Source organism: Pantoea sp. AN62, from assembly GCF_050432985.1.
Lineage (GTDB): Bacteria > Pseudomonadota > Gammaproteobacteria > Enterobacterales > Enterobacteriaceae > Pantoea > Pantoea brenneri.
The window spans coordinates 147749-173090 of the sequence record NZ_JBNPYB010000014.1 but is presented as its reverse complement, the minus strand read 5'-3'; the positions used below and the strand labels follow the sequence as shown (position 1 = coordinate 173090).

The 25342-nt window shown below is 57.2% G+C and carries 21 protein-coding genes; 13 read left to right on the top strand and 8 right to left on the bottom strand.

The window, feature by feature from the left end:
- Positions 1-6: 6 nt before the first annotated feature.
- Positions 7-1710, top strand: coding sequence for a PTS fructose transporter subunit IIBC (fruA, locus tag FHW04_RS17465; RefSeq protein ID WP_031377222.1), 1704 nt, complete (start codon positions 7-9; stop codon positions 1708-1710).
- Positions 1711-2495: 785 nt separating this feature from the next.
- On the opposite strand, the gene nfo is transcribed toward fruA, so the two are convergent.
- Both nfo and FHW04_RS17455 read right to left on the bottom strand, forming a co-directional pair.
- Positions 2496-3341 carry a deoxyribonuclease IV gene (nfo, locus tag FHW04_RS17460; RefSeq protein ID WP_089561719.1) on the bottom strand — a complete coding sequence of 282 codons (846 nt, stop codon included), beginning with the start codon at positions 3339-3341 and terminating at the stop codon, positions 2496-2498.
- Positions 3342-3395: 54 nt separating this feature from the next.
- On the bottom strand, positions 3396-4451 hold the full coding sequence (locus tag FHW04_RS17455) for a YeiH family protein (protein ID WP_089561766.1): 1056 nt from the start codon (positions 4449-4451) through the stop codon (positions 3396-3398).
- A 106-nt stretch (positions 4452-4557) separates the two neighbouring features.
- On the opposite strand from FHW04_RS17455, the gene FHW04_RS17450 reads away from it, so the two are divergent.
- The 5 genes from FHW04_RS17450 (at position 4558) to FHW04_RS17430 (ending at position 9612) form a co-directional block, all read left to right on the top strand.
- Positions 4558-4923 carry a YkvA family protein gene (locus FHW04_RS17450; protein WP_069728973.1) on the top strand — a complete coding sequence of 122 codons (366 nt, stop codon included), beginning with the start codon at positions 4558-4560 and terminating at the stop codon, positions 4921-4923.
- Between the two features lie 18 nt (positions 4924-4941).
- Positions 4942-5808, top strand: a complete 867-nt coding sequence (gene yieE, locus FHW04_RS17445; protein WP_031377120.1) for a DNA-binding transcriptional regulator YeiE — start codon at positions 4942-4944, stop codon at positions 5806-5808.
- Between the two features lie 117 nt (positions 5809-5925).
- Positions 5926-7392 (top strand): amino acid permease, encoded by a 1467-nt coding sequence (locus FHW04_RS17440; protein WP_031377121.1) that lies wholly within the window; start codon positions 5926-5928, stop codon positions 7390-7392.
- Positions 7393-7747: 355 nt separating this feature from the next.
- Complete coding sequence (locus FHW04_RS17435) at positions 7748-8824, top strand: FecCD family ABC transporter permease (protein WP_031377122.1); 1077 nt, start codon at positions 7748-7750, stop codon at positions 8822-8824.
- Positions 8824-9612 carry an ABC transporter ATP-binding protein gene (locus tag FHW04_RS17430; protein ID WP_089561720.1) on the top strand — a complete coding sequence of 263 codons (789 nt, stop codon included), beginning with the start codon at positions 8824-8826 and terminating at the stop codon, positions 9610-9612. The genes FHW04_RS17435 and FHW04_RS17430 overlap by 1 nt, the downstream gene beginning before the upstream one ends.
- Before the next feature lie 73 nt (positions 9613-9685).
- Here FHW04_RS17430 and fghA read toward each other — a convergent pair whose 3' ends face one another.
- The 3 genes from fghA to ptrR form a co-directional block, all read right to left on the bottom strand.
- A complete protein-coding gene (fghA, locus tag FHW04_RS17425) occupies positions 9686-10531 on the bottom strand; it encodes an S-formylglutathione hydrolase (RefSeq protein ID WP_031377124.1) in 846 nt (281 codons plus the stop codon).
- A gap of 12 nt (positions 10532-10543) precedes the next feature.
- Positions 10544-11668, bottom strand: a complete 1125-nt coding sequence (locus FHW04_RS17420; RefSeq protein ID WP_089561721.1) for an S-(hydroxymethyl)glutathione dehydrogenase/class III alcohol dehydrogenase — start codon at positions 11666-11668, stop codon at positions 10544-10546.
- Between the two features lie 349 nt (positions 11669-12017).
- Positions 12018-12929 carry a putrescine utilization regulator PtrR gene (ptrR, locus tag FHW04_RS17415; protein ID WP_089561722.1) on the bottom strand — a complete coding sequence of 304 codons (912 nt, stop codon included), beginning with the start codon at positions 12927-12929 and terminating at the stop codon, positions 12018-12020.
- A gap of 117 nt (positions 12930-13046) precedes the next feature.
- Here ptrR and FHW04_RS17410 point away from each other — a divergent pair, with 117 nt between their 5' ends.
- The 7 genes from FHW04_RS17410 (at position 13047) to mglC (ending at position 21299) form a co-directional block, all read left to right on the top strand.
- Positions 13047-14174, top strand: coding sequence for a YbfB/YjiJ family MFS transporter (locus FHW04_RS17410; RefSeq protein WP_069728971.1), 1128 nt, complete (start codon positions 13047-13049; stop codon positions 14172-14174).
- 125 nt (positions 14175-14299) lie between these two features.
- Positions 14300-14965: a GTP cyclohydrolase I FolE gene (gene folE / locus FHW04_RS17405; RefSeq protein ID WP_031377128.1), complete on the top strand. Its 666-nt coding sequence runs from the start codon at positions 14300-14302 to the stop codon at positions 14963-14965.
- Positions 14966-15015: 50 nt separating this feature from the next.
- Positions 15016-16176, top strand: a complete 1161-nt coding sequence (gene yeiB / locus FHW04_RS17400; RefSeq protein WP_031377129.1) for a DUF418 domain-containing protein YeiB — start codon at positions 15016-15018, stop codon at positions 16174-16176.
- A 147-nt stretch (positions 16177-16323) separates the two neighbouring features.
- Positions 16324-17364: an HTH-type transcriptional regulator GalS gene (galS, locus tag FHW04_RS17395; RefSeq protein ID WP_046288200.1), complete on the top strand. Its 1041-nt coding sequence runs from the start codon at positions 16324-16326 to the stop codon at positions 17362-17364.
- A gap of 320 nt (positions 17365-17684) precedes the next feature.
- The gene (gene mglB, locus FHW04_RS17390; protein WP_179420055.1) at positions 17685-18680 is read left to right on the top strand and encodes a galactose/glucose ABC transporter substrate-binding protein MglB; all 996 of its coding nucleotides are present in this window, start codon (positions 17685-17687) and stop codon (positions 18678-18680) included.
- A 68-nt stretch (positions 18681-18748) separates the two neighbouring features.
- Complete coding sequence (gene mglA, locus FHW04_RS17385; protein WP_046288201.1) at positions 18749-20269, top strand: galactose/methyl galactoside ABC transporter ATP-binding protein MglA; 1521 nt, start codon at positions 18749-18751, stop codon at positions 20267-20269.
- 19 nt (positions 20270-20288) lie between these two features.
- Positions 20289-21299, top strand: coding sequence for a galactose/methyl galactoside ABC transporter permease MglC (mglC, locus tag FHW04_RS17380; protein ID WP_031377131.1), 1011 nt, complete (start codon positions 20289-20291; stop codon positions 21297-21299).
- 298 nt (positions 21300-21597) lie between these two features.
- On the opposite strand, the gene sanA is transcribed toward mglC, so the two are convergent.
- The 3 genes from sanA to cdd all read right to left on the bottom strand — a co-directional run bounded on the left by sanA (position 21598) and on the right by cdd (position 25309).
- Positions 21598-22317: an outer membrane permeability protein SanA gene (sanA, locus tag FHW04_RS17375; protein WP_031377132.1), complete on the bottom strand. Its 720-nt coding sequence runs from the start codon at positions 22315-22317 to the stop codon at positions 21598-21600.
- A 134-nt stretch (positions 22318-22451) separates the two neighbouring features.
- Positions 22452-24149: an NAD-dependent malic enzyme gene (locus tag FHW04_RS17370; protein ID WP_031377133.1), complete on the bottom strand. Its 1698-nt coding sequence runs from the start codon at positions 24147-24149 to the stop codon at positions 22452-22454.
- Positions 24150-24418: 269 nt separating this feature from the next.
- Positions 24419-25309, bottom strand: a complete 891-nt coding sequence (gene cdd, locus FHW04_RS17365) for a cytidine deaminase (protein ID WP_069728970.1) — start codon at positions 25307-25309, stop codon at positions 24419-24421.
- Positions 25310-25342: the final 33 nt, after the last annotated feature.

Genomic DNA, 25342 nt, shown 5'->3' with positions numbered 1-25342 from the left:
GCGATAATGAAAACGCTGCTGATAAAAGATCCTTCATTGGGACTGGCTTCCGCTTATATGGCGCAACAGCGCCTGGCTGCCGCCGCTGCGGCGGCTGGCCTGACGCTGACTGATCATCCCGCCGAGGCCGAGCAGGTCATCGTGCTGGGGAAAAACGTACCGGACGACGCGGCGCTGAATGGCAAACCGCTGTGGCAGGGCGATGTTCAGCTGGCGATCCGTGAGCCAGAAACCTTCCTCAACCGCGCCAAAGCCGAGGCTAAACCGTGGCAGGCCGCCGTGCCGGTTGCGGCACCAGCAGGTGCGCCTGCGGCAGCTCAGGCTGGCGCGCAGAAACGTGTGGTTGCGGTTACCGCCTGTCCGACCGGCGTGGCGCATACCTTTATGGCCGCAGAGGCGATTCAGGCTGAAGCGACCCGTCGCGGCTGGTGGGTAAAAGTTGAAACCCGCGGTTCTGTCGGTGCCGGTAACGCCATCACCCCTGAAGAAGTGGCAGCTGCCGATCTGGTGATCGTGGCGGCTGATATCGAAGTCGACCTGGCGAAATTCGCCGGTAAGCCGATGTACCGCACCTCAACCGGCCTGGCGCTGAAGAAAACCGCTCAGGAGCTGGATAAAGCGGTTGCCGAAGCGAAACCGTATAAAGCAGCGGGTGGACAGAGCAGCGACAACCAGAATGAGAAGAAAGAGGGCGCAGGCGCTTATCGTCACCTGCTGACCGGTGTTTCTTACATGCTGCCGATGGTGGTAGCGGGCGGTCTGAGTATCGCGCTCTCCTTTGCCTTTGGTATCACCGCATTTAAAGAGCAGGGCACGCTGGCTGCCGCGCTGATGCAAATCGGGGGTGGCAGCGCCTTTGCGCTGATGGTGCCGGTACTGGCGGGCTTTATCGCCTTCTCGATTGCTGACCGTCCGGGTCTGACCCCAGGCCTGATTGGCGGCATGATCGCCACCAGCATTAACGCCGGTTTCCTCGGCGGGATCATCGCTGGTTTCATCGCCGGTTATGCTGCGAAGCTGATCAGCGGCAAAGTGAAACTGCCGCAGAGTATGGAAGCGCTGAAGCCGATACTGATCATTCCGCTGTTTGCCAGTTTGATCACCGGCCTGCTGATGATTTATGTAGTGGGTAAACCGGTTGCCGGCATCATGAACGGTCTGACGCACTGGCTGGCGAACATGGGTACCGCTAATGCGGTGCTGCTGGGCGCGATTCTGGGCGGCATGATGTGTACCGATATGGGCGGCCCGGTCAATAAGGTGGCTTACGCATTCGGTGTCGGTTTGCTGAGTTCACAGACTTATGCGCCGATGGCGGCGATTATGGCGGCCGGTATGGTGCCGCCGCTGGCGATGGGTCTGGCGACGCTGGTTGCCCGTCGTAAATTCAACAAAGGTCAGCAGGAAGGGGGCAAAGCGGCGCTGGTACTGGGCCTGTGCTTCATCTCTGAAGGTGCGATTCCGTTCGCGGCCCGTGACCCGATGCGCGTTCTGCCTTGCTGCATCATCGGCGGCGCGACCACCGGCGCTATCTCAATGGCGGTGGGGGCCAAACTGATGGCACCACACGGTGGACTGTTTGTCCTGCTGATCCCGGGTGCGATTACGCCGGTGGTCGGTTATCTGGTGGCGATTGTGGTCGGTACGGCGATTGCCGGTCTGAGCTATGCGGTACTGAAACGTCCGGAAGAGCAGCTGGCGAAAGCCTGATTTGCTGACGTTAAATAAACAGGGAGCCATCTGGCTCCCTGTTTGCTTTTTCAGACGGTGAATAATGTTAAAGCGATGGATGAATACGCCTGGAGTAAAGCGTTGCGCCGCCGGGATAAAACGCCGGGAGCGTTTTTTGAACAACGTAAAGCGTTGGCCCGGATACTGGCCTGGTTCAGGCAGTATAGCGTCGCATAGCAATAAGCAAAAAAGGGGCGCCTGCGCGACTGATGTTCGGCAATTAAGGTTAAATTTGCAAAGGCTGTCGCGGTCAAACGTGGCAGCTTTTTTTCTACGCGAGCATGCCGGAGTGCGGGCCTGAGCACCTCTGCTACTGCCGGGCAGTCCTCGCGCCGCTGCGCGGTACCTTCGGCTTTGACGTCGTGCCGACGAACCGTTCGGGGATCGGCCTTCCCTGGCCGGCCCCGAACTCTCCACGCTTCCCGGCGTGGAGTTCTGGCCCGGCGTCACGCCTCAGCGCTGCGGATAGCCCTTTCAGCAGCAGGGCGCTCAGGCCTCTACTCTCGTGCCCTTTTAAGCAGGCTGGGTTCGGGCAGGGGCAGACAATCCGCAGCGCTGAACAGAATGAGTCGGCCAGGAGAGCCCGCAGGACGCGGGCGAAAGGCGGGGCGGCACAGGATGTGCCATCCCCGGCGGTCCGTCAGGCAGAGGAATGAAGTGAATGGACCGCGCAGAGGCGCGAGGACCGCCAGCCCCTGCCTGCACCAGACTGCGTTATCACCGGTCCCTTAACCGATCGGCATTAAGCCAGCAGGCTCCCTTTTTTATCCCTGCTGTTCTGACTTCAGCCAGGCAATCTCATCTTTCCAGATATCCGGGTTGATGGTTTCGAGAATCAACGGAATCCCGTCAAAACGCGCATCCTTCATCATCCAGCTAAATACGGTTTTGCCGATGTTGCCTTCACCAAGGCTGTGATGGCGGTCGACACGGCTGCCAAAAGTGCTTTTCGCATCGTTGAGGTGCATGCCGCGCAGATAGCGAAAGCCGACAATGCGCTCCAATTCAGCAAAGGTGGCGACGCAGTCCGCTTCGGTACGCAGATCATAGCCGCCGGCAAAGGCGTGGCAGGTATCCAGACAGACGCCGACGCGGCTCTTATCCTCAACCTGGTCGATAATTTCCGCCAGATGCTCAAAGCGGAAACCGAGGTTGCTACCCTGACCAGCGGTATTTTCAATCACCGCTGTGACGTTACGGCTCTGGTCGAGGGCGATATTGATCGATTCGGCGATGCGTTTCAGGCAGGCCTGCTCATCGATCTGATGCAGGTGGCTGCCCGGATGGAAGTTCAGCAGCGTCAGGCCGAGCTGATCGGCGCGTTGCAGCTCATCAATAAAGGCGGCACGGGATTTTTCCAGCGCCTCGGCCACCGGGTGGCCGAGGTTGATCAGAAAACTGTCGTGCGGCAGGATCTGCTGCGAGCTGAAGTGATATTTCTCGCAGGCGGCGCGAAAGGCATCAATCACCTCAGTGGAAAGCGGGGCGGCTTTCCACTGCCGTTGATTTTTAGTAAACAAGGCGAAGGCGGTGGCGTCTATTTCATGGGCGCGAATGACTGCCTGATCCACACCACCTGCCGCACTGACGTGTGCGCCGATATATTTCATGCCGTTCTCCTGAAGGGGCTATGCACTGACGAGCAGGCATGATACCCGATGCGGTTAGCCCATGAAATGTTGCACCAGCAGATTGATGGCACCGCCACCGACGATCAGCCAGACAGCGACCATGGCACCCAGCAGCAGCGGTTTCACGCCCGCTTCACGTAACGCGCTGAAACGGGTAGTTAATCCCAGCGCAGCCATCGCCATCGCCAGCAGCAAGCCAGCCAGTTGATTCAGCATCGCTACCAGGCCAGCGGGGAGCAGGTGCACCGAGTTAAACAGCGCGACGGCAATGAACAGCAGCGCGAACCACGGGAAGGTCACCGGACGCGATGCGGTCGCCGCCGGGCTCTGGCGGCGCAGCACGCCACTGAGACACAGCAGGAACGGGGCCAGCATCATCACCCGCAGCATTTTGGCAATCACCGCGCTGTTCTCGGCATCCGGACCGATACTGTGTCCGGCCGCGACCACCTGAGCCACTTCATGAATGGTCGAGCCGGTAAATACGCCGAACTGCGCCTGATCAACACCAGGCAGCAGGCTATGCACCAGCGGCCACAGCAGCGGATAGCTAAAAATCGCCAGGGTACCAAACAGCACTACCGTCGCGATGGCGACCGCGACTTTTGACGGTGCCGCTTTGACCACCGGTTCGGTCGCCAGTACCGCCGCCGCGCCACAGATGCTGCTACCGGCACCAATCAGCCAGACGGTATCGCGATCCAGCTTCAGCAGGCGCATCCCCAGCAGGCAGGTAATAAAGAAGGTGCTGCTCAGGGTCAGCGCATCAATCAGGATACCGCTGACGCCGACGTCAGCAATCTGTTGCAGCGTAATGCGGAAGCCGAACAGAATTACCCCCAGCCGCAGCAGTTTCTGCTTGGCCAGCACCACCCCGGTGTCACAGCGTGCGGCCAGCGGCGCGTAGACGCTGTTGCCGATGATGATGCCCAGCACAATTGCCAGCGTCAGCGATCCCAGCCCCCACGAGGCAATCGCCGGCTGGCCAGCCAGCCAGCTGGCCGCAGCGGCAATCAGCGCGGTCAGTAGCAAACCAGGCAGCCAGCGCGGAATCGGATTGTGGGTTTTAGTCATGCTCAGATCAGCCATAGTGGTCCCTCCCTCTGATTGAGACCCGATCATGGCGCTGACTGGCTTAAAAGTGAAATTGATAATATATTTATAATTGACCAGAATAAACGATAAGGCGGCAATCATGCTATTTTCGCGTCTGCGCCGATGGGCGACGCTGATCAAACGGGACGTGGTGGTGCTGTGGTTTGCCTTTCGCGATCCGCGTACCCCGTGGTGGAACAAACTGGCGATGCTGGGACTGGTTGCCTATGGCATCAGCCCGATCGATCTTATTCCGGATGTGATCCCGTTTGTCGGATTACTGGATGATGCGGTGATTATTCCCTCCGGGGTAATGATTCTGCTGCGCCTGCTGCCGCGTGAGGTGCGTATCAGCAGCAGCCAGCGGGCGCAAACCCAGCGTTCGCGCGGCAAAAAGATTGCTGGCGGGATTGCGCTGATTGCGCTGATCTGGCTGGCGGTGGTGATCTATCTCATCAGGCAATAAATGACTTAAGGAGTGCCGATGCACATTACGTTGCGGCAGATAGAAGTGTTCACGGAAGTGTTAAAAAGCGGATCGACCACCCAGGCATCGCAACTGCTGGCGCTATCGCAGTCGGCGGTCAGCGCCGCGCTGGCCGATCTGGAAAACCAGCTCGGGGTACAGCTGTTTGATCGGGTAGGCAAGCGGCTGGTGCTGAATGAGCATGGGCGATTGCTCTATCCGCGCGCGGTGGGTCTGCTGGAGCAGGCGGGTGAAATTGAGCAGCTGTTCAAAGAGGACAACGGGGCGATTCGCATCTTTGCCAGCAGCACCATCGGCAACTATCTGCTGCCCGGCATGATGGCGGCCTACCGGCGTGATTTTCCCGGTTTGCCGCTGGAGCTGAGCGTTGGCAACAGTCAGGATGTGATCAATGCGGTATCCGATTTCCGGGTTGATGTCGGGCTGATTGAAGGGCCCTGCCACATGACCGAACTGGTGAGCGAACCGTGGCTGGAGGATGAGCTGGTGGTGTTTGCCGCACCGGATGCGGCGATTCTGCAACAGCCGGTGACGCTGGAAACGCTGGCGGCAGCGCCGTGGATCCTGCGTGAACGCGGCTCCGGCACCCGTGAAATTGTGGATTATCTGCTGCTGTCGCATCTGCCGACCTTTCAGCTGGGCATGGAGCTGGGCAACTCCGAGGCGATCAAACATGCGGTGCGCCACGGAATGGGCATCAGCTGCCTGTCACGACGGGTGATTAGCGATCTGCTGGACGCCGGCACGCTGGTCGAACTGGCGCTGCCGCTGCCGCGTCTGACCCGCACTCTGTACCGCATTCACCACCGGCAAAAACATATCTCGAAGGCACTGACACGTTTTTTATCCTATTGTCGCGAGTGATTACTAATAATTCTGGCGCGATCATGAACGTAACTTATAACAGCGCGGCATTCGCTATACAGCGCAGGCTTAGCTGCTACAATCGCGCCTCATTTTTACCCAGCGTAGCGTTTACACATGCATAATGACTCAAATACAACACAACAACCTGCGTTACGACGTGCGTTAAAAGCGCGTCATCTGACGATGATCGCCATTGGCGGTTCAATCGGTACCGGCCTGTTTGTCGCGTCCGGCGCGACCATTGCTCAGGCAGGTCCTGGCGGCGCGCTGCTCTCCTATATCCTGATCGGACTGATGGTCTATTTTCTGATGACCAGCCTCGGTGAACTGGCGGCATTTATGCCGGTATCAGGTTCGTTCGCCACCTACGGCGCAAAGTACGTTGAAGAGGGCTTTGGTTTCGCGCTCGGCTGGAACTACTGGTACAACTGGGCGGTGACCATTGCGGTTGACCTGGTCGCCTCGCAACTGGTGATGAACTACTGGTTCCCCGACACGCCTGGCTGGATCTGGAGTGCGCTGTTCCTCTGCCTGATGTTCCTGATGAACTACATCTCGGTGAAGGGCTTTGGCGAGGCGGAATACTGGTTCTCGCTGATCAAAGTAGCGACCGTGATCATCTTTATCGTGGTGGGCGTGCTGATGATCACCGGCATCATGCGCGGTGCAGAGCACGCAGGCTGGCAGAACTGGCAGGTCGGTGACGCACCGTTTGCCGGCGGCTTTGCGGCGATGATTGGCGTGGCGATGATTGTCGGATTCTCCTTCCAGGGCACCGAGCTGATCGGTATCGCGGCGGGCGAATCTGAAGATCCGGCCAAAAACATCCCGCGGGCGGTGCGGCAGATTTTCTGGCGTATCCTGCTGTTCTATGTGTTCGCCATTCTGATTATCAGCCTGATCCTGCCGTATACCGATCCGCAGCTGCTGCACAATGATATCAACGATATCAGCGTCAGCCCGTTCACTCTGGTGTTCCGTAATGCCGGTCTGCTGTCGGCGGCGGCGGTGATGAATGCGGTGATCCTGACGGCGGTGCTGTCAGCCGGTAACTCCGGCATGTATGCCTCCACCCGCATGCTCTACAACCTGGCGAGCGAAGGCAAAGCGCCGCGGATTTTTGCCCGGCTGTCAAAAGGCGGCGTGCCGCGCAATGCACTGTGGGCCACCACCGTGGTGGCGGGGCTGTGCTTCCTGACCTCAAAATTTGGCAACCAGGAAGTGTATCTCTGGCTGCTGAACACCTCGGGCATGACCGGCTTTATCGCCTGGCTCGGTATTGCCATCAGCCATTACCGCTTCCGTCGCGGCTATGTGGCGCAAGGGCATGACGTGAACGCGCTGCCTTACCGTTCCGGCTTCTTCCCGCTGGGTCCGATCTTCGCCTTTGTGCTCTGCCTGATCATTACCCTCGGTCAGAACTACCAGGCGTTCCTCAATGACCGCATCGACTGGTACGGCGTGGCGGCGACCTACATCGGTATTCCGCTGTTCCTGATTATCTGGTTCGGTTACAAGCTGACGCGCGGCAGCCGTTTTGTGAAGTACAGCGAAATGGAATTCCCGATCCATAAAGATTAATGCTGCGCTGAAGCGTGGTGCCTTCCGTCGTTTTGGATGACCGCAGTAAAACGTAAAGCGACGGGAGCATACGCCTGTAGCAAAGCAGCGCGGGCCAGGGACAAAAACGCAACGCGTTGGCCCGGCTACCGGCGCACCTCAGGGATGAGGTGCGTAATCGCGCGCGCTGAGCCTGCCACGGATGGCGCTTTTGCGTCTTTGCGAAAGGCGTATTTTCCCTGAGTCAGTATCCTGCCTGTTAGCGCGCTTTTTTCTGCTTTTTTCACGCCTCGCTTATTCTCACGAATTGATAATTATTATCACCTGCACTATTGTGGCTGCGTTTTCTGACCGGATAGTCACAACAGGGTTAAACATGACGACAGAATCTTCGCTGCTGACAGGCACTGAATCGCCTGAACACAGCGTGCAAAACTATCATCAGGTACTGCGGCGTCGCATGATGTGGATTGGCGTGCTGCTGCTGGCGATTCTCGCCTCTCTGATCCTCGACTTCACCCTCGGTCCGGCGGGCCTGTCACTGCAAACGCTGTGGAACACCCTGCTTAGCCCGGAGAGCGTCGATGCCGGAACCCGGGTTATCGTCTGGGACATTCGTCTGCCGTATGCGCTGATGGCGATCGTGGTCGGCCTGTCACTCGGCCTGGCAGGGGCAGAAATGCAGACCATCCTGAATAACCCGCTTGCCAGCCCGTTTACCCTTGGCGTCTCGTCTGCGGCAGCCTTTGGCGCCGCGCTGGCAATCATTCTCGGCATCGGCATTCCCGGCGTCCCGGATCAGTGGCTGATTTCCGCCAACGCCTTCGTGTTTGCGCTGTTTGCCGCCCTGATGCTGGATGCGGTGACCCGCTGGACGCAGGTGTCGTCAGCCGGTGTGGTGCTGTTCGGTATCGCGCTGGTATTCACCTTTAATGCGCTGGTCTCGATGATGCAGTTTATCGCCAGCGAAGATACGCTGCAGGGTCTGGTGTTCTGGACCATGGGCAGCCTGGCGCGTGCCTCGTGGGAGAAACTGGGCGTGCTGACCGTGGCGCTGGCCATCCTGCTGCCGTTTTCGCTGCTGAGCAGCTGGAAGCTGACGGCGCTGCGCTTAGGCGAAGACCGCGCGGTGAGCTTTGGCATTGACGTGCGCCGCCTGCGGCTGGCGACCTTATTGCGCATCAGTATTCTCTCTGCGCTGGCGGTGGCCTTTGTCGGCCCGATCGGCTTTATTGGCCTGGTGGCACCGCATATCGCCCGTATGATGTTCGGTGAGGATCACCGCTTTTATCTGCCGGCCAGTGCGCTGGTGGGGGCGCTGGTGCTGTCGCTGGCGTCAGTCGCCTCGAAGAACCTGATCCCCGGCGTGATCATTCCGGTCGGCATTGTCACTTCGCTGATTGGCGTGCCGTTCTTCCTGAGTATTATTTTGCGTCATCGGGGGACAGTCTGATGCAACAGGGTCTGACCTTACGCGGTTTTAGCGCCGGTTATCCTAAACACAAGGTGATTGAAAACCTGAATATCGCGCCGCTGCCGCGCGGTGAGATTACCGTGCTGCTCGGGCCAAACGGCTGCGGCAAATCGACCCTGCTGCGGGCGCTGGCCGGCCTGAATAAAGGCCGTGGCGAAATGTGGCTCAACGGCGAAAACCTGATGACCCAGCCGTTTGCACAGCGGGCAAAGCATGTGGTCTATCTGCCGCAGTCGCTGCCGGCCGGGGTGCATCTGCACGTGCTGGAGTCGATTATTGTGGCGCAACGCGCCTCCGGTGGCCTGCACAGCGCTAACAGCGAAGCGGAAGTGATGCATCTGCTGCAACAGCTGGGGATTGCCCATCTGGCGATGCGCTACCTCGATCAGCTGTCGGGCGGGCAGAAGCAGCTGGTCGGGCTGGCGCAGTCACTGATCCGTCGCCCCTCGCTACTGCTGCTGGATGAACCGCTTAGCGCGCTCGATCTGAATTACCAGTTCCACGTGATGGATCTGGTGCGGCGCGAAACCGCACTGCGCAACATGGTCACGGTGGTGGTGGTGCACGACATCAATATCGCGCTGCGTCACGCTCAGCATGCGTTAATGCTGAAACAGGGCAGCCTGGTCGCCGAAGGTCAGCCGGATCGGGTGATTACAGCGGCCACGCTGGCTCAGGTGTATGGCGTTGAAGGACGGATTGAGCACTGTAGTCGCGGAATGCCGCAGGTGATGATCGACGGACTGGTGCACGACGCGCTGGTGTAATCAGGTGCGAGAGGGCGGTCAGCAGCAAGGGAGAAGCACCTCATCCTCCCGGCGCGGGAAGATGAGGTGAAGATTAGCGAGCCAGCAGATGCTGCGCGTGGAAGCGCAGGTGATCTTCAACAAAACTGGCGATAAAGAAGTAGCTGTGATCGTAACCCGGCTGAATACGCAGGGTCAGCGGGAAGCCCGTCTCCTGCGCCACCGACTCCAGCCGCTCCGGCTGCAGCTGATCGGCTAAGAACTGATCGCTGTCGCCCTGATCGATCAGCATCGGCAGCCGATGCGAGACCTGCGCCATCAGCTGACAGCTGTCATATTCACGCCAGGCGGCGCGATCGTCGCCCAGATAAGCCTGAAACGCTTTCTGTCCCCACGGCACATCCATCGGATTCACAATCGGCGCAAAGGCGGATGCCGAGGCAAAGCGGCCGCCCAGACGCAGCGCCAGCATCAGCGCGCCATGTCCACCCATCGAATGACCCATAATCGACTGACGCTCGCTGACCTTGAAGTTATCAGCGATCAGCGTCGGCAGCTCACTGCTCAGATAATCGAACATGCGAAAATGGCTGGCCCACGGTTGCTGTGTGGCGTTGAGATAAAAGCCCGCGCCCTGACCGAGATCGTAGCCCTCATCATTCGCCACCCGATCGCCGCGCGGGCTGGTATCCGGCATGATCAGCACCAGGCCCAGTTCGGCGGCAACCCGCTGCGCCCCGGCTTTGGTGGTGAAGTTCTCATCATTGCAGGTCAGCCCTGCCAGAAACCAGACCACCGGCGGTGGCGCATCGCCGTGCGGGGTCGGCAGATAGATGCTGAACGTCATCGGGCAGTTCAGCACCGCCGACTGATGACGCCAGCGCTGCTGCCAGCCGCCAAAAATGCGATGTTCTTCCAGAAGCTCCAGAGTGGATGCCATAACGCCTCCTGATTACTTGTTAAAGTGCACTACCGAGCGGATCGATTTTCCTTCGTGCATCAAATCAAAGGCGTCGTTAATCTGTTCCAGCGGCATGGTGTGGGTGATGAAATCATTCAGCGCAAACTTGCCGTCGAGATAATCCTGCACGATGCCGGGCAGCTGTGAACGGCCTTTAACGCCGCCAAACGCCGAACCGCGCCAGACGCGACCGGTCACCAGCTGGAAAGGACGGGTCGAGATCTCTTCGCCCGCGCCGGCCACGCCGATAATCACGGATTCGCCCCAGCCCTTGTGGCAACACTCCAGCGCGGAGCGCATCACGTTGACGTTACCGATACATTCAAACGAATAATCGACGCCGCCATCGGTCAGCTCGACGATCACTTCCTGAATCGGCTTATCGTAATCTTTCGGGTAAATCAGATCGGTGGCACCCAGCTTGCGCGCCAGATCGAACTTACTGGTGTTGATGTCGATGGCAATGATGCGACCGGCTTTCGCCATTTTGGCACCGATGACCGCAGACAGGCCAATGCCGCCGAGACCGAAGATCGCCACGGTATCGCCTTCCTTCACTTTGGCGGTATTCATCACCGCGCCCATGCCGGTGGTAACGCCACAGCCCAGCAGGCAGACTTCTTCCAGCGGCGCTTCTTTGCTGATTTTCGCCAGTGAAATTTCCGGGATCACCGTGTATTCAGAGAACGTGGAGGTGCCCATATAGTGGAAAATCGGCTTACCGTCTTTATAGAAGCGGGTGGTGCCGTCGGGCATCAGACCTTTGCCCTGGGTAGTACGAATCGCCTGGCAGAGGTTGGTTTTGCCAGACAGGCAATATTTACATTTGCCACACTCCGGCGTGTAGAGCGGAATCACATGGTCGCCGACTTCGACGCTGGTGACGCCTTCGCCGACGGCTTCAACAATGCCACCACCTTCATGGCCGAGGATCGCCGGGAAAACGCCCTCAGGATCGGTGCCGGACAGGGTATAGGCATCGGTATGGCAAACGCCGGTCGCCACGATACGTACCAGCACTTCACCTTTCTGCGGCGGCATTAAATCCACTTCTTCAATTTTCAGCGGTTCGCCAGCAGCCCAGGCAACAGCGGCACGGGTTTTGATCATATTCATGCAATCCCTCTTCCAGTCAGATTGTGACGCGCAGGGGCGTCCGGTTGGTGGTGATGATTCAGAGCCTGGCCCGCCAGGCTATTTTATTTGCCAGTCTGAACACGGGCAGTGCTCACAATCCTCACGTACTCCGTGTACGCTCCGGTTGTTCCGCGCTGTCCGTATTCAGACTGCCTGCAACAATTACGCCTGGCTCACCAGGCTATTTTATTTGCCAGCCTGAACCCGGGCAGTGCTCACAATCCTCACGTACTCCGTGTACGCTCCGGTTGTTCCGCGCTGTCCGTATTCAGACTGACTGCAACAATTACGCCTGGCTTACCAGGATCTTAAACATAGCGCGGAACGCTTATTTCGCCGCCGCTAAGGGGTGAATCAGCTCGTCGTTGAGCGGACGATCGTCAAATTGTTCAATGATCAGGTACTTCAGGGCTTCAACGTTCGGGGTGAACGCGTCGCGTCGCCACATCAGCCAGGTTGCCGTATCGCGGTAGCCCGGCGGCAGCGTGTGCGCCTGCACCCGTGAGCGGTCCGGCATCTGCTTCAGCACCGAGGCCGGGATCATCGCTACCCCCGCGCCGCCCGCCACGCAGGCCAGCATGGCGTGATAGGACTGAATCTCCATCACATTATCGGGCGCGGTCTGGCTGTCGCGATACCAGGTCTCCAGCTTCACCCGATAGGAGCAGCTGTTGCGAAAGGCAAACAGCGTGTCACCCTGCACGTCGCGTGCGCTGTTAATCGGCGCGTGATCGAGACCGGTAATCAGCACCATCTCCTCGCGAAAGGCGATACAACCGTTGAGATCGTCATGCGAAACCGGACCGTCAACCAGCGCTGCCGCTAAGGTGCCTTCACGCACCCGATCGATAATCTCGCCAGAAGTGCCGGTGATCAGCGACAGCGCCACTTTCGGAAACCGCTGGTGATAGGCTGCCAGCAGGCCGGGCAGCCGCGTGGCGGCAGTGCTCTCCATGGAGCCGAGCGCGAAGTTACCGGCCGGTTCGCCGGTGCGGGACATGCTCATCGCTTCGTCGCTCAGCGCCAGGATACGTTGCGCATAATTGAGGAAATTATGACCCATTGGCGACAGGCGAATGCGTTGCTTCTCACGAATAAACAGATCAACGCCTAACTCTTCTTCCAGTTGACGCAGCCGCGTGGTCAGATTAGAGGGCACGCGATGCAGCTGTTCTGCCGCGCGCGCCAGCGAACCGCTTTCGGCGACGGAACAGAACATACGTAGCTGAACTAAATCCATATCTTCTCTTCCCGTAAACAACTTGGTTAATATTATTCACTTTCCGTGAGTTTAAACATCCTGCATGCTGTAAGCAAGTCAGAAAAGATCCCAGGCCATCACGACAGGAGTTCAGCAATGGCGGTACGCGTCGCGCTTAGCGCATTTTTAACCTTATTTGTGGCGATGGGCATCGGGCGATTCGCCTTTACGCCACAGGTACCGCTGATGATTCAGGAGCACCAGCTGACGCTGACCAGTGCCAGCCTGGTGGCGGCGTTAAACTACCTCGGTTACCTGTGTGGTTCCTTCGATGCGATGCGCGCACACCGCCGGGTAGAACTGCGGTTACTGGCTGGCGTCTGGGGAGCGGTGATCCTGACGCTGCTCTCGGCCTGCGTCAGCGGTCCCTGGCTGCATGGGGCGATTCGCTTCCTGATTGGCTGGGCCAGCGGCTGGGCGATGGTGCTGGTGGCCGCCTGGAGCAATGAGCAGCTGCACCGGCATGGCCGGGCCGGCTTATCGGCGGCGGTGTTTGCCGGTCCCGGCTGCGGTATTTTTGTCAGCGGGCTACTGGCAGTGGTACTACACAGCTTCCAGGTATCAGCGTCGCTGGCATGGGCCGCTTACGGCGTGCTGGCGCTGCTGCTGATTGCGCTGATTAGCCGTAATCTGCCGCGTCGGGGCGAATTGCATCGTCCGGATCAGGCACCTGAACCGCTGGTGCTGAACCGCAATCTGAAACGGCTGGTGCTGAGCTACAGCCTGGCGGGCTTCGGTTACATTTTGCCTGCCACCTTTCTGTCGCAGATGGCGGCGGCACGCTTTCCTGATGGGGCATTCGCGCAGTTCGTCTGGCCGATATTCGGCGGAGCGGCGATGGTCGGGATTGTGATTGGTATTATGACGCGGCGCTGGGGCAGCAGCCATGCACGGCTGGCGCTGGTGCTGTGGGCGCAGGCGCTGGGCGTACTGGCGGCAGCGCTGTTGCCGGGCTTCAGTGGCTTGTTGATCGGCGCGCTGCTGGTCGGTGGTGGCTTTCTCAGCGTGGTGCAGCTGTCGCTGCTCTATGCACGTGAACTGGCGCCGCAGCATTTGCGTTACATGGCCGGTTTACTGACCACCGGTTATGCGGTCGGGCAGCTGGTCGGCCCGCTGCTGTCGTTTCTGTCCACTGCGCTGCTGCACCGGCTGGAACCGGCGTTGTGGGTAGCCGGAGCCAGTCTGGTATGGGCCGGCCTGCTGGTCTGGCGACGTGCAGCCTGATGCGGGTTGATCACCAATCTGATTGATTGCTGGATTCCCCGCAAAGAAAGTTTCACAATACGCGCTCAGTAACAGGGCCCGCTGGCATTAACCGGCGGGCGCAACACCAGCCGGAGAAGAGTACGATGAGCACCTTAAGTCAGGAAGCTGCCCTGGTCCATGAAGCGCTGTTAGCGCGTGGCCTGGAAACGCCGTTACGTGCACCGACGCGCGACCTCGATGACGAAACGCGTAAAAGCCTGATTGCAGGCCACATGACCGAAATTATGCAGCTGCTGAATCTCGATCTGCAGGATGACAGCCTGATCGAAACCCCGCACCGCATTGCCAAAATGTACGTTGATGAGGTGTTCTCCGGTCTCGACTACGCCAACTTCCCAAAAATCACCGTCATTGAAAACAAAATGAAGGTTGATGAGATGGTGACCGTGCGTGATATCACCCTGACCAGCACCTGTGAGCATCACTTCGTGATCATCGACGGCAAAGCGACCGTCGCTTACATCCCGAAAGATACGGTGATTGGTCTGTCGAAGATTAACCGCATCGTGCAGTTCTTTGCCCAGCGCCCGCAGGTGCAGGAGCGTCTGACGCAGCAGGTACTGGTCGCGCTGCAAACGCTGCTGGGTACCAACAACGTCGCGGTATCGATTGACGCGGTGCACTACTGCGTAAAAGCGCGCGGCGTCAAAGATGCCACCAGCGCCACCACGACCACCTCGCTGGGTGGTCTGTTCAAGTCCAGTCAAAACACCCGCCAGGAATTTCTGCGCGCGGTACGCCATAGTTGAGTCAACGGCGGGCGCACTCAGCGGCCCGCATCGTCAATTCAGGGTGCCGCATGCAACGCTATCTTGCGCTGGATTTCATACGTGGATGTGCCATTCTCGGCATCCTGCTGCTTAATATTGTCGGTTTCGGTCTGCCGTCAGCCGCCTACCTGAATCCTGCCTGGCAGGGCAGCGTCACGCTGTCCGACGCCTGGACATGGGCGGTTTCTGACGCGCTGGCTCAACTCAAATTCCTGACCCTATTTGCGCTGCTGTTTGGTGCGGGCCTGCAAATGCAGCTGCCGCGCGGCAGTCGCTGGCTGACGGCACGCCTGACGCTGCTGGTATTTATCGGTTTCCTGCACGGCGTGTTGCTGTGGGAAGGCGATATCCTGCTGGATTACGGCATCATCGGCCTGGTGGTGTGGCGGGTGTTGCGGGATGTGCCTTCGACCCGCAGCCTGATGAACACCGGTATTCTGCTCTATCTGGTGGGCTGTGGCGTATTGCTGGTATTCGGATCGATTTCCGATCATCAGGCGACCCGATCCTGGCTGCCGGGCGCGGCCGATCTGCAATATGAACAATACTGGAAACTGACCGGCGGCTGGGAAGCGGTGAGTAACCGGCTCGACCATCTCTCGTCAGGTCTGATGGCGCTGGCAGCGCAGTACGGCTGGCAGCTGGCCGGCCTGATGATGATTGGCGGCGCACTGCTACGCAGCGGCTGGCTGACGGGCGAATTTTCAGCGCAGCATTACCGTCAGGCGGCAGCGCTGCTGCTGACAATGGGGCTGTCGATTGCGGTGGCCGGGGTCGCGGCGCAATGGCTGTTACATTGGGAGTTTCGCTGGACCGGCTTTTATCTGCAAACCCCGCGCGATTTGGCCAGCCCGCTGATCAGCCTGGGCTATGCCGCGCTTTGTCTCGGTTACTGGTCGCGGATTAGTCGCTGGCGTATTAGCTATGCGATTCAGTGCGTTGGCCGCATGGCGTTAACCAATTACCTGCTACAGACCCTGATCTGTACCACGCTGTTCTATCGCTTTGGGCTGTTCATGCACTTCACTCGCCTGCAGCTGGTGATGATGGTACCCGCGGTATGGCTGATTAACATTCTGTTTTCACTCATCTGGTTACATTACTTTGCCCAGGGTCCGCTGGAGTGGCTATGGCGGCGCCTGACGCTGCTGGCCGCCGGTAAACCAGCGGTTACTGACAACGCCAGATAATGACCGCCATCACAAAGGTTGCAGAATTGTATGTAACCGTTTTCATTGATGTGACGCAATTCACGCTGCCTGCCTCCCGCCCCTGACAAAATAGCGCCGGTGTTCAACCCGGCGTGATGCCTTATTCTTCCTCTGTGGAACTGCTGCATGATAACGATTCGTGATGTTGCCCGTCAGGCTGGCGTGTCGGTGGCGACCGTCTCGCGCGTACTCAATAACAGTAGCGCCGTCACCTCTGATACCCGTGACGCCGTGTTACAGGCCGTTGATGCACTGGGATATCGTCCAAACGCCAATGCCCAGGCGCTGGCCACCCAGGTCAGCGATACCATCGGCGTGGTGGTGATGGATGTCTCCGATCCCTTCTTCGGCGCGCTGGTCAAAGCGGTCGATACCGTGGCGCAGCGCGTGCACAAGCATGTGTTAATCAGCAACTCCTGGCATCAGGAAGAAAAAGAGCGCCACGCGATTGAGGTATTGATCCGCCAGCGTTGCAGTGCGCTGGTGGTGCACGCGAAAACGCTTTCAGACCAGGAGCTGGCTGAGTTTATGCAACATGTACCGGGCATGGTGGTAATCAACCGTATAGTACCGGGCTTTGAACATCGCAGCGTCAGCCTCGACAACGTTACCGGCGCGCTGATGGCTTCAAGAACCCTGTTACAACAGGGACATAGCCGGATCGGCTACCTCTGTTCCAGCCACCCGATTGAAGATGTCGCCCAGCGCCGCGAAGGCTGGCTGCAGGCGATGGCGGAGCAGGGCATGCGGCCTCAGGAGAGCTGGATCGCCAGCGCCGAGCCAGATATGCAGGGCGGTGAAGCCGCCATGGTTGAACTGCTGGGACGCAACCTCAATCTGAGCGCGGTGTTTGCCTATAACGACGGCATGGCAGCGGGCGCACTCACTGCGTTGAAAGACAACGGCATTCAGGTTCCACAGCATTTTTCTGTCATTGGCTTTGATGACATCCCGATTTCACGTTACACCGATCCACAACTGACCACCGTTCGCTATCCCATTGTTTCTATGGCAAAACTGGCGACAGAGCTGGCGTTGCAGGGCGCGGCAGGGCTGCTGGATGACACCGCAACGCACATCTTTATGCCGACGCTGGTGCGCCGTCATTCAGTGGCGCAACGGCAAAATGTGGAGTCCGTCACTAATTCAGGCGATTCAGCCATGTAACCGTTTTCAATCTGTGATTACATTCACAGTTAATTAACATTGCCCTCACTATGATGGCAACGTCTTACCGGACTGAAACATTATGTAACGCCCGCTTAACCGCATCAGGCACCGTCTCAGTCGCTGGATGAAATGGTTCACAACATATTTATATTCACGGAAGCGTTTGCGTACAGGGAAGTCAGATTTTGGACGGCGGTCCAGCGGCTTAGCGTAACGTTGTGTCTATTCCGCGTCGCCGATCAGTTTTACCGATTGTTCTCCCGCCTCTGAAGCGCGGCAGAGCTAAAAAGACCCTGCATAAAAAAACCGGAGATACCATGAATAAGAAGGTTTTCACGCTCACAGCACTGGTTGCCAGCATGATGTTTGGTGCAACCGCTCACGCAGCTGACACCCGTATCGGCGTGACCATTTATAAATATGATGACAACTTCATGTCGATGGTACGCAAAGACATCGAGAAAGAAGCGAAAACCATCGGTGGCGTTCAGCTGCTGATGAATGACTCGCAGAATGACCAGTCTAAACAGAACGACCAGATCGACGTGCTGATGGCGAAAGGCGTGAAAGCGCTGGCGATTAACCTGGTTGACCCGGCTGCAGCAGCGGTAGTGGTAGACAAAGCGCGCGCAAATGATGTGCCGGTCGTGTTCTTCAACAAAGAGCCGAACGCCAAAGTACTGGCCGGTTATGACAAAGCCTATTATGTCGGTACCGATTCTAAAGAGTCCGGCATCATCCAGGGTCAGCTGATTGAGAAGCACTGGAAAGCGACCCCGGCCTGGGATCTGAACAAAGATGGTCAGATTCAGTTCCTGCTACTGAAAGGCGAGCCGGGCCACCCGGACGCTGAAGCGCGTACCAAATATGTTATCGATACCCTGAACAAAGATGGCCTGAAAACTCAGCAGTTAGCGATGGACACAGCGATGTGGGATACCGCGCAGGCGAAAGACAAGATGGATGCCTGGCTGTCAGGCCCGAACGCCAAAAAAATCGAAGTGGTCATTGCCAACAACGATGCGATGGCGATGGGTGCGGTTGAAGCGCTGAAAGCGCACAACATGAGCTCCATCCCGGTGTTCGGCGTCGATGCACTGCCAGAAGCGCTGGCGCTGGTGAAATCGGGCGCACTGGCCGGTACCGTGCTGAACGATGCGGAAAACCAGGCGAAAGCGACGCTGGATATGGCGAAAAACCTGGCTGACGGCAAAGCCGCCACCGAAGGTACTAACTTCAAGATGGTCGACAAAATCGTCCGCGTACCTTACGTACCGGTTGATAAAGAAAACCTCTCACAGTTCCAGAAATAATATCGATTACGGGCGCGGCGAGTGTCGCGCCTTTTTTACGTCACCACCGTTTTTTAGCCAGGTAAATTATGGCCAGTGATAATACGACCGCGCAGCGAGAATATCTGCTGGAAATGACCAATGTCAGTAAATCATTTCCCGGCGTTAAAGCGTTAGATAATGTGAATTTAAAAGTGCGGCCTCACTCTGTTCATGCATTAATGGGCGAGAACGGCGCCGGTAAATCCACTTTATTAAAATGTCTGTTTGGTATTTATAAGAAAGATACCGGCAGTATTTTGTTTCAGGGTAAAGAGATCGATTATAAAAGCTCCAAAGAGGCGCTGGAAAATGGCGTGTCGATGGTGCATCAGGAATTAAACCTGGTATTGCAGCGTACCGTGATGGACAACATGTGGCTGGGGCGTTATCCCCGTAAAGGCTTCTTTGTCGATCAGGATAAAATGTATAACGACACCAAGGCGATCTTTGACGAGCTGGATATCGATATCGATCCCCGCGACAAAGTGGCGCATCTTTCCGTGTCGCAAATGCAGATGATTGAAATTGCCAAAGCGTTCTCTTATGACGCGAAAATTGTGATTATGGATGAGCCAACCTCCTCGTTAACCGAGAAAGAGGTTAATCATCTGTTCACTATTATTCGTAAACTGAAAGATCGCGGCTGCGGTATTGTGTATATTTCGCACAAGATGGAAGAGATTTTCCAGCTGTGTGACGAAATTACCATTCTGCGTGACGGACAGTGGATCACTACTCAGCCGCTGGACGGGCTGGATATGGACAAGATCATCTCGATGATGGTCGGCCGTTCACTGAACCAGCGTTTTCCGGACCGCACCAACGTGCCGGGTGAAACCATTCTTGAGGTGCGTAACCTGACGTCATTGCGTCAGCCATCGATTCGCGACATCTCGTTTGATCTGCGTAAAGGGGAGATTCTCGGCATTGCCGGGCTGGTGGGTGCCAAACGTACCGATATCGTCGAAACGCTGTTTGGCATTCGCGAAAAATCGGGCGGCACCATTAAACTGCACGGTAAACCGATTAATAATCACAGCGCCAACGAAGCCATTAACCACGGTTTTGCGCTGGTAACGGAAGAACGTCGTTCGACCGGGATTTATGCTTTTCTGGATATTGGTTTTAACTCGCTTATTTCCAATATTAAAAAATATAAAAACAGTATGGGGCTGCTGGATAATAAACGCATGAAGAGTGATACCCAATGGGTTATCGATTCAATGCGGGTAAAAACGCCAGGCCATCATACGCAGATTGGTTCGCTTTCGGGTGGTAACCAGCAAAAAGTGATTATTGGTCGCTGGTTATTGACCCAGCCTGAAATCCTGATGCTTGATGAACCGACACGCGGGATTGACGTCGGGGCAAAATTCGAAATTTACCAGCTGATTGCTGAGCTGGCGAAAAGAGAAAAGGGCATCATTATTATCTCTTCCGAAATGCCGGAGCTGTTAGGCATTACCGACCGTATTCTGGTGATGAGTAATGGTCTGGTAGCCGGCATTGTTGATACCAAAACCACCACGCAGAACGAAATATTGCGTTTAGCGTCATTACACCTTTAATGAAGCAAGGGCTGTTAACATGAAAGCGACTACAAAAAAGAATGCGCTAACCTGGTTAAAAGAGGGCGGCATTTATGTCGTTCTGCTGGTATTGCTGGCTATTATTATTTTCCAGGACCCCTCATTTTTAAGTTTAATGAACCTGAGTAACATTCTGACCCAATCTTCGGTGCGCATTATTATTGCACTGGGTGTGGCGGGGCTGATTGTTACCCAGGGTACTGACCTGTCGGCCGGTCGTCAGGTCGGTCTGGCAGCGGTGGTCGCGGCCACGCTGCTGCAGGCGATGGACAACGCTAACAAGGTGTTCCCGACGCTGGATACGGTGCCAATTCCACTGGTGATCCTCACCGTCTGCATCATCGGCGGCGTGATTGGTCTGGTGAACGGCGTGATCATTGCTTACCTCAAGGTGACGCCATTTATCACCACTCTGGGCACCATGATCATCGTCTACGGCATCAACTCGCTCTATTACGATTTCGTTGGCGCATCACCGATTGCCGGTTTTGATACCGGTTTCTCGAAATTCGCTCAGGGCTTTTTACGCTTCGGTGACTTCAAGCTCTCTTTCATCACCTTCTACGCGGTGATTGCGATTGTGTTTGTCTGGGTGCTGTGGAACAAAACCCGCTTCGGTAAAAACATTTTTGCTATCGGTGGTAACCCGGAAGCGGCGAAAGTGTCCGGCGTTAACGTGCCACTGAACCTGATCATGATCTATGCGCTGTCTGGTGTGTTCTACGCCTTCGGCGGGATGCTGGAAGCGGGTCGTATCGGCTCGGCAACCAACAACCTCGGCTTTATGTATGAGCTGGATGCGATTGCTGCCTGTGTGGTCGGCGGCGTCTCCTTCGCCGGCGGTGTCGGTAGCGTGGCGGGCGTGGTGACCGGTGTACTGATCTTCACCGTAATCAACTACGGCCTGACCTATATCGGCGTCAACCCTTACTGGCAGTACATCATCAAAGGCGGCATCATCATCTTCGCCGTGGCGCTCGACTCGCTGAAATATTCGCGCAAAAAATAATGTGCAGGCGATAACGTCACAAAAAAGAGCGACCTTCGGGTCGCTTTTTTTTATGGGAAAAAGTGCTGGCGTTGTTGCGTCTTAGCGGCAGGCGTATGCTGCCTGAAGCCTGCTCAGCGGTGAGACCGGGGCTGCTCAGGGAACAAGGGCAAATCTGAAATTGGATCAGGTCTGTCAGCCGTCTGAAGCGACTTTCTGAGCGTCTGAAACTGCTCCCTGAGCCAGGCACGTGACTACCAGACCACAGCATTGGAGTAACAAGTGTCAGCACAGCATAAACAAGCCCGCAGTGCGTGAGCTATTTACGCAGCTTCTGCTCCAGCTCCAGCAGCTGTTCCGGCGTGACCGCCGGATAACTTTGTGCATCCTCCGGCACTTCACGCACCGCCGGAATCGGCACCAGCGGCCCAAGGAAGCGTGGCTCTCGCTTCAGCAGGAACAGGTCAGCCAGCGCGCCCAGCCGCGCACCGACCTCACGGAAACGCACGCTGAGCATGTTTTTCGGCGAAGGCACGGCATAGCACTGCGCCTGAATGCCGAGCTGCAGGGCAATAAACAGCGCCCGCTCACAGTGGAAGCGTTGGGTGATGATAATGAAGTCGTTGGTATCGAACACCTTGCGGGTGCGAACAATCGAATCCAGCGTCCGGAAACCGGCATAGTCCAGCACAATATCCGCCGGATCGACGCCTGCCTTGATTAAATCGCGACGCATGGTCATCGGTTCGTTGTAGCTTTGCAGCGCATTGTCACCGCTCAGCAGCAGGTAGTTCACTTTGCCGCTGTTATAGGCGTTGAGCGCGCCCTGCATCCGATAGAGGTAATACTGATTGATCACCCCGGTACGATAATATTTAGCGGTGCCCAGCACCACACCCACCTGGCGGTGCGGCAGCGAAGAGACATTCTCGTAGATAAAGGGCGCAGTTTTCCAACTGATCCAGCGATCAAGGCCAAGCGCCGTCGCCACCATCAGCAGGATGATGAAAAGCAGTCCAATGAAAACGCGTTTCAGCATGCGCCTGGAGACTCGATGTCAGAAATTTGAGATGGCACAAGGCTACTTGAGCCGCCGCAGCGAAGCAAGTTAGTGCCGGTTGGCTGGTCTCTTTTTGAGCATTGCCGGACCAGAATCGGTCCGGCAGCGCACAATTAGATCGAGGTACGACGATAATGACGGTATTGCGGCAGCCAGAAGTTGTTGGCAATCGCCTGCGACAGCACATCTTCGGAGGTGACGACGGCGACACCCGCCAGCTGCGCCGCTTTGCCGACTTCCATGGCGATGATTTTCGACACGCCCTGGATATCTTTGATTTCCGGCAGTACCGGACCTTCACCATCATTCACCAGCGGCGAGCAGTCGGCCAGCGCCCGGCTGGCGGTCATCAGCATGGTGTCGGTGACGCGGCTGGCGCCTGACGCGATAACACCCAGACCAATTCCCGGGAAGATGTAGGAGTTGTTGCACTGGGCGATCGGGTAGGTTTTACCGTTCCAGCTGACCGGCGAGAACGGACTGCCGGTAGCCACCAGCGCTGCACCGTCGGTCCAGGCAATGATATCGGCTGGCGTGGCTTCAACGCGTGACGTCGGGTTCGACAGCGGCATCACTATCGGGCGTTTGCAGTGTTTGTGCATCTCGCGGATGATCTCTTCGGTGAACAGCCCTGGCTGACCCGATACCCCAATCAGAATATCCGGATGGGCGTTGCGCACCACGTCGAGCAGCGAAATCGCGTCACTGGTGACATCCCAGTGCTGAAGGTTTTCGCTCTTCTGCACCAGTCTGCTCTGGAAGTCGAGCAGGTTAGGCAGCTTGTCGGTCAGCAGACCAAAGCGATCCACCATCATCACCCGGCTGCGCGCTTCTTCATCGCTCAGGCCTTCCGATTTCATCTGGGCAATAATCTGTTCGGCGATGCCACAGCCGGCGGAACCGGCACCGAGGAATACCACCTTCTGTTCGCACAGGCGGCTACCGGCTGCGCGGCTGGCGGCGATCAGCGTACCCACGGTAACCGCGGCGGTACCCTGAATGTCGTCGTTAAAGCAGCAGACTTCATCGCGGTAGCGGTTTAGCAACGGCATGGCGTTCTTCTGGGCGAAGTCTTCGAACTGCAACAGCACTTTCGGCCAGCGACGTTTAACCGCCTGAATAAAGTCATTAACGAAAGCGTCGTACTCTTCGCCGGTAATACGCGGATGACGCCAGCCCATGTAGAGCGGATCGTTCAGCAGCTGCTGATTATTGGTACCGACATCCAGCACCACCGGCAGGGTATAAGCCGGACTGATACCGCCACAGGCGGTGTAGAGCGACAGCTTACCGATCGGGATGCCCATGCCGCCGATGCCCTGGTCACCCAGACCCAGGATGCGCTCGCCATCGGTGACGACAATGACCTTCACGTTCTGTTTGGTGGCGTTCTGCAGCATATCTTCGATGCGGTCGCGGTTCGGGTAAGAGATAAACACCCCGCGTGCCCGGCGATAGATTTCAGAGAAGTGTTCACAGGCGGCGCCGACGGTTGGGGTGTAAATGATCGGCATCATCTCTTCGAGATGGTTGTCCAGCAGGCGATAAAACAGCGTTTCGTTGGTGTCCTGGATGTTACGCAGGTAGACGTGCTTATCGTTATTGTTTTTGAAGTCCTGGAACTGACGCCAGGCACGCTGCGCCTGTTCTTCAATCGACTCTACCGCTTCCGGCAGCAGACCATTGAGATTAAATTCGTTACGTTCTTCGATGCTAAAGGCACTGCCTTTGTTGAGGAGGGGAAATTCCAGCAAAATCGGGCCAGCGTAAGGGATGTAGAGCGGACGTTTACTTTCGTAGTCGAGTTCCATGCAGTGATGCTCCGGTTGCAGTGTTGTCTGGCGTCACGCCGGAAAGGTAGCGCCAGTTTACTTACCCGTTATAGCTCAGGCTGCAGGAGCAGTGCAGCGGCAGGTCTCCGCTGCGAATCATTCACGTACTTGCTGCCATCCTGCAACCCGAATTATTCAGAGTAATTTGTCATGACGTGAATTCTGGCGCCAGATCCTATGAAATTTCCCGCAGAAGTACAGCATTTGTTCATAAAAGGTCACAAAACTGTGGCCTTTCTGACAGTGGGTTATGCTTTGTGCAATCTCACCGACAGCAGCTCACTGCAACCAAAAGTCTGTAAGGTTGCCTGCGTGGCGGCAAACTGGCTCAGCGTGGCATTTTCTACTTCTGCCAGCACCGCTCTTTTTATCTGACCACTGTGCCCGCCCTGCATATTCAGCAGCACCAGCGCGGCCTGAAGCGGCGGAAAGCTGGGGTTAAACGCGGCATTCTCAGCATAGCGACCGGTCACAATGGTGCCGGACTCGGTTTCCAGCGCTACGCCGCTGTGTGACTGGCTGTACGGCGCGTGGCTGGCATTGGCGGCGGCCACGGCGGCCTGCACCAGCGCATCTCCCTCAGCGCTGTAACCGTGGTCGACCGCATCCATCAGCAGGGTTGTGATGTCGAGATCGCGCGGGCCAAAGGAGTCTGGCAGATAATCGGCCAGGGTACTGATGGCGCGCTGCGGCAGCGAAATACGAATCCCGGTACCGCTGTTGAGTTCATTCATAAACTGACGGCAATGGCCGCACGGGGTGTAGTTAACCGTGATGGTTTCCAGCCGGCGTTCGCCGCGCAGCCAGGCGTGGGTAATCGCGCTCTGCTCAGCGTGCACCGTCTGTTGCAGTGGGGTGCCGACAAATTCCATGTTGGCGCCGAAGTACCAGTTACCACTGGTGCCGCGGGCGATCGCCCCGACATTAAAGTGCGACACCGTGGCCACCGCACAGGCTGCTGCCAGCGGCAGCAGCGCCAGCGCCAGCGCATCGGCGTCCATCTGAGTCTGTTGCTGCAGCGATGCGATCTGGTCGGCGCGCAGCACTGCCTGAAAGTCAGGCGCGTCCAGCAGCGGAGCCAGCGCGGTTTGCAGAGTTGACGGCAACGCCTCGAAGGCGGAGAGGAAACGTGAATGCATGAGAGCCTCATTAAATTCAGCAGGACGATATGC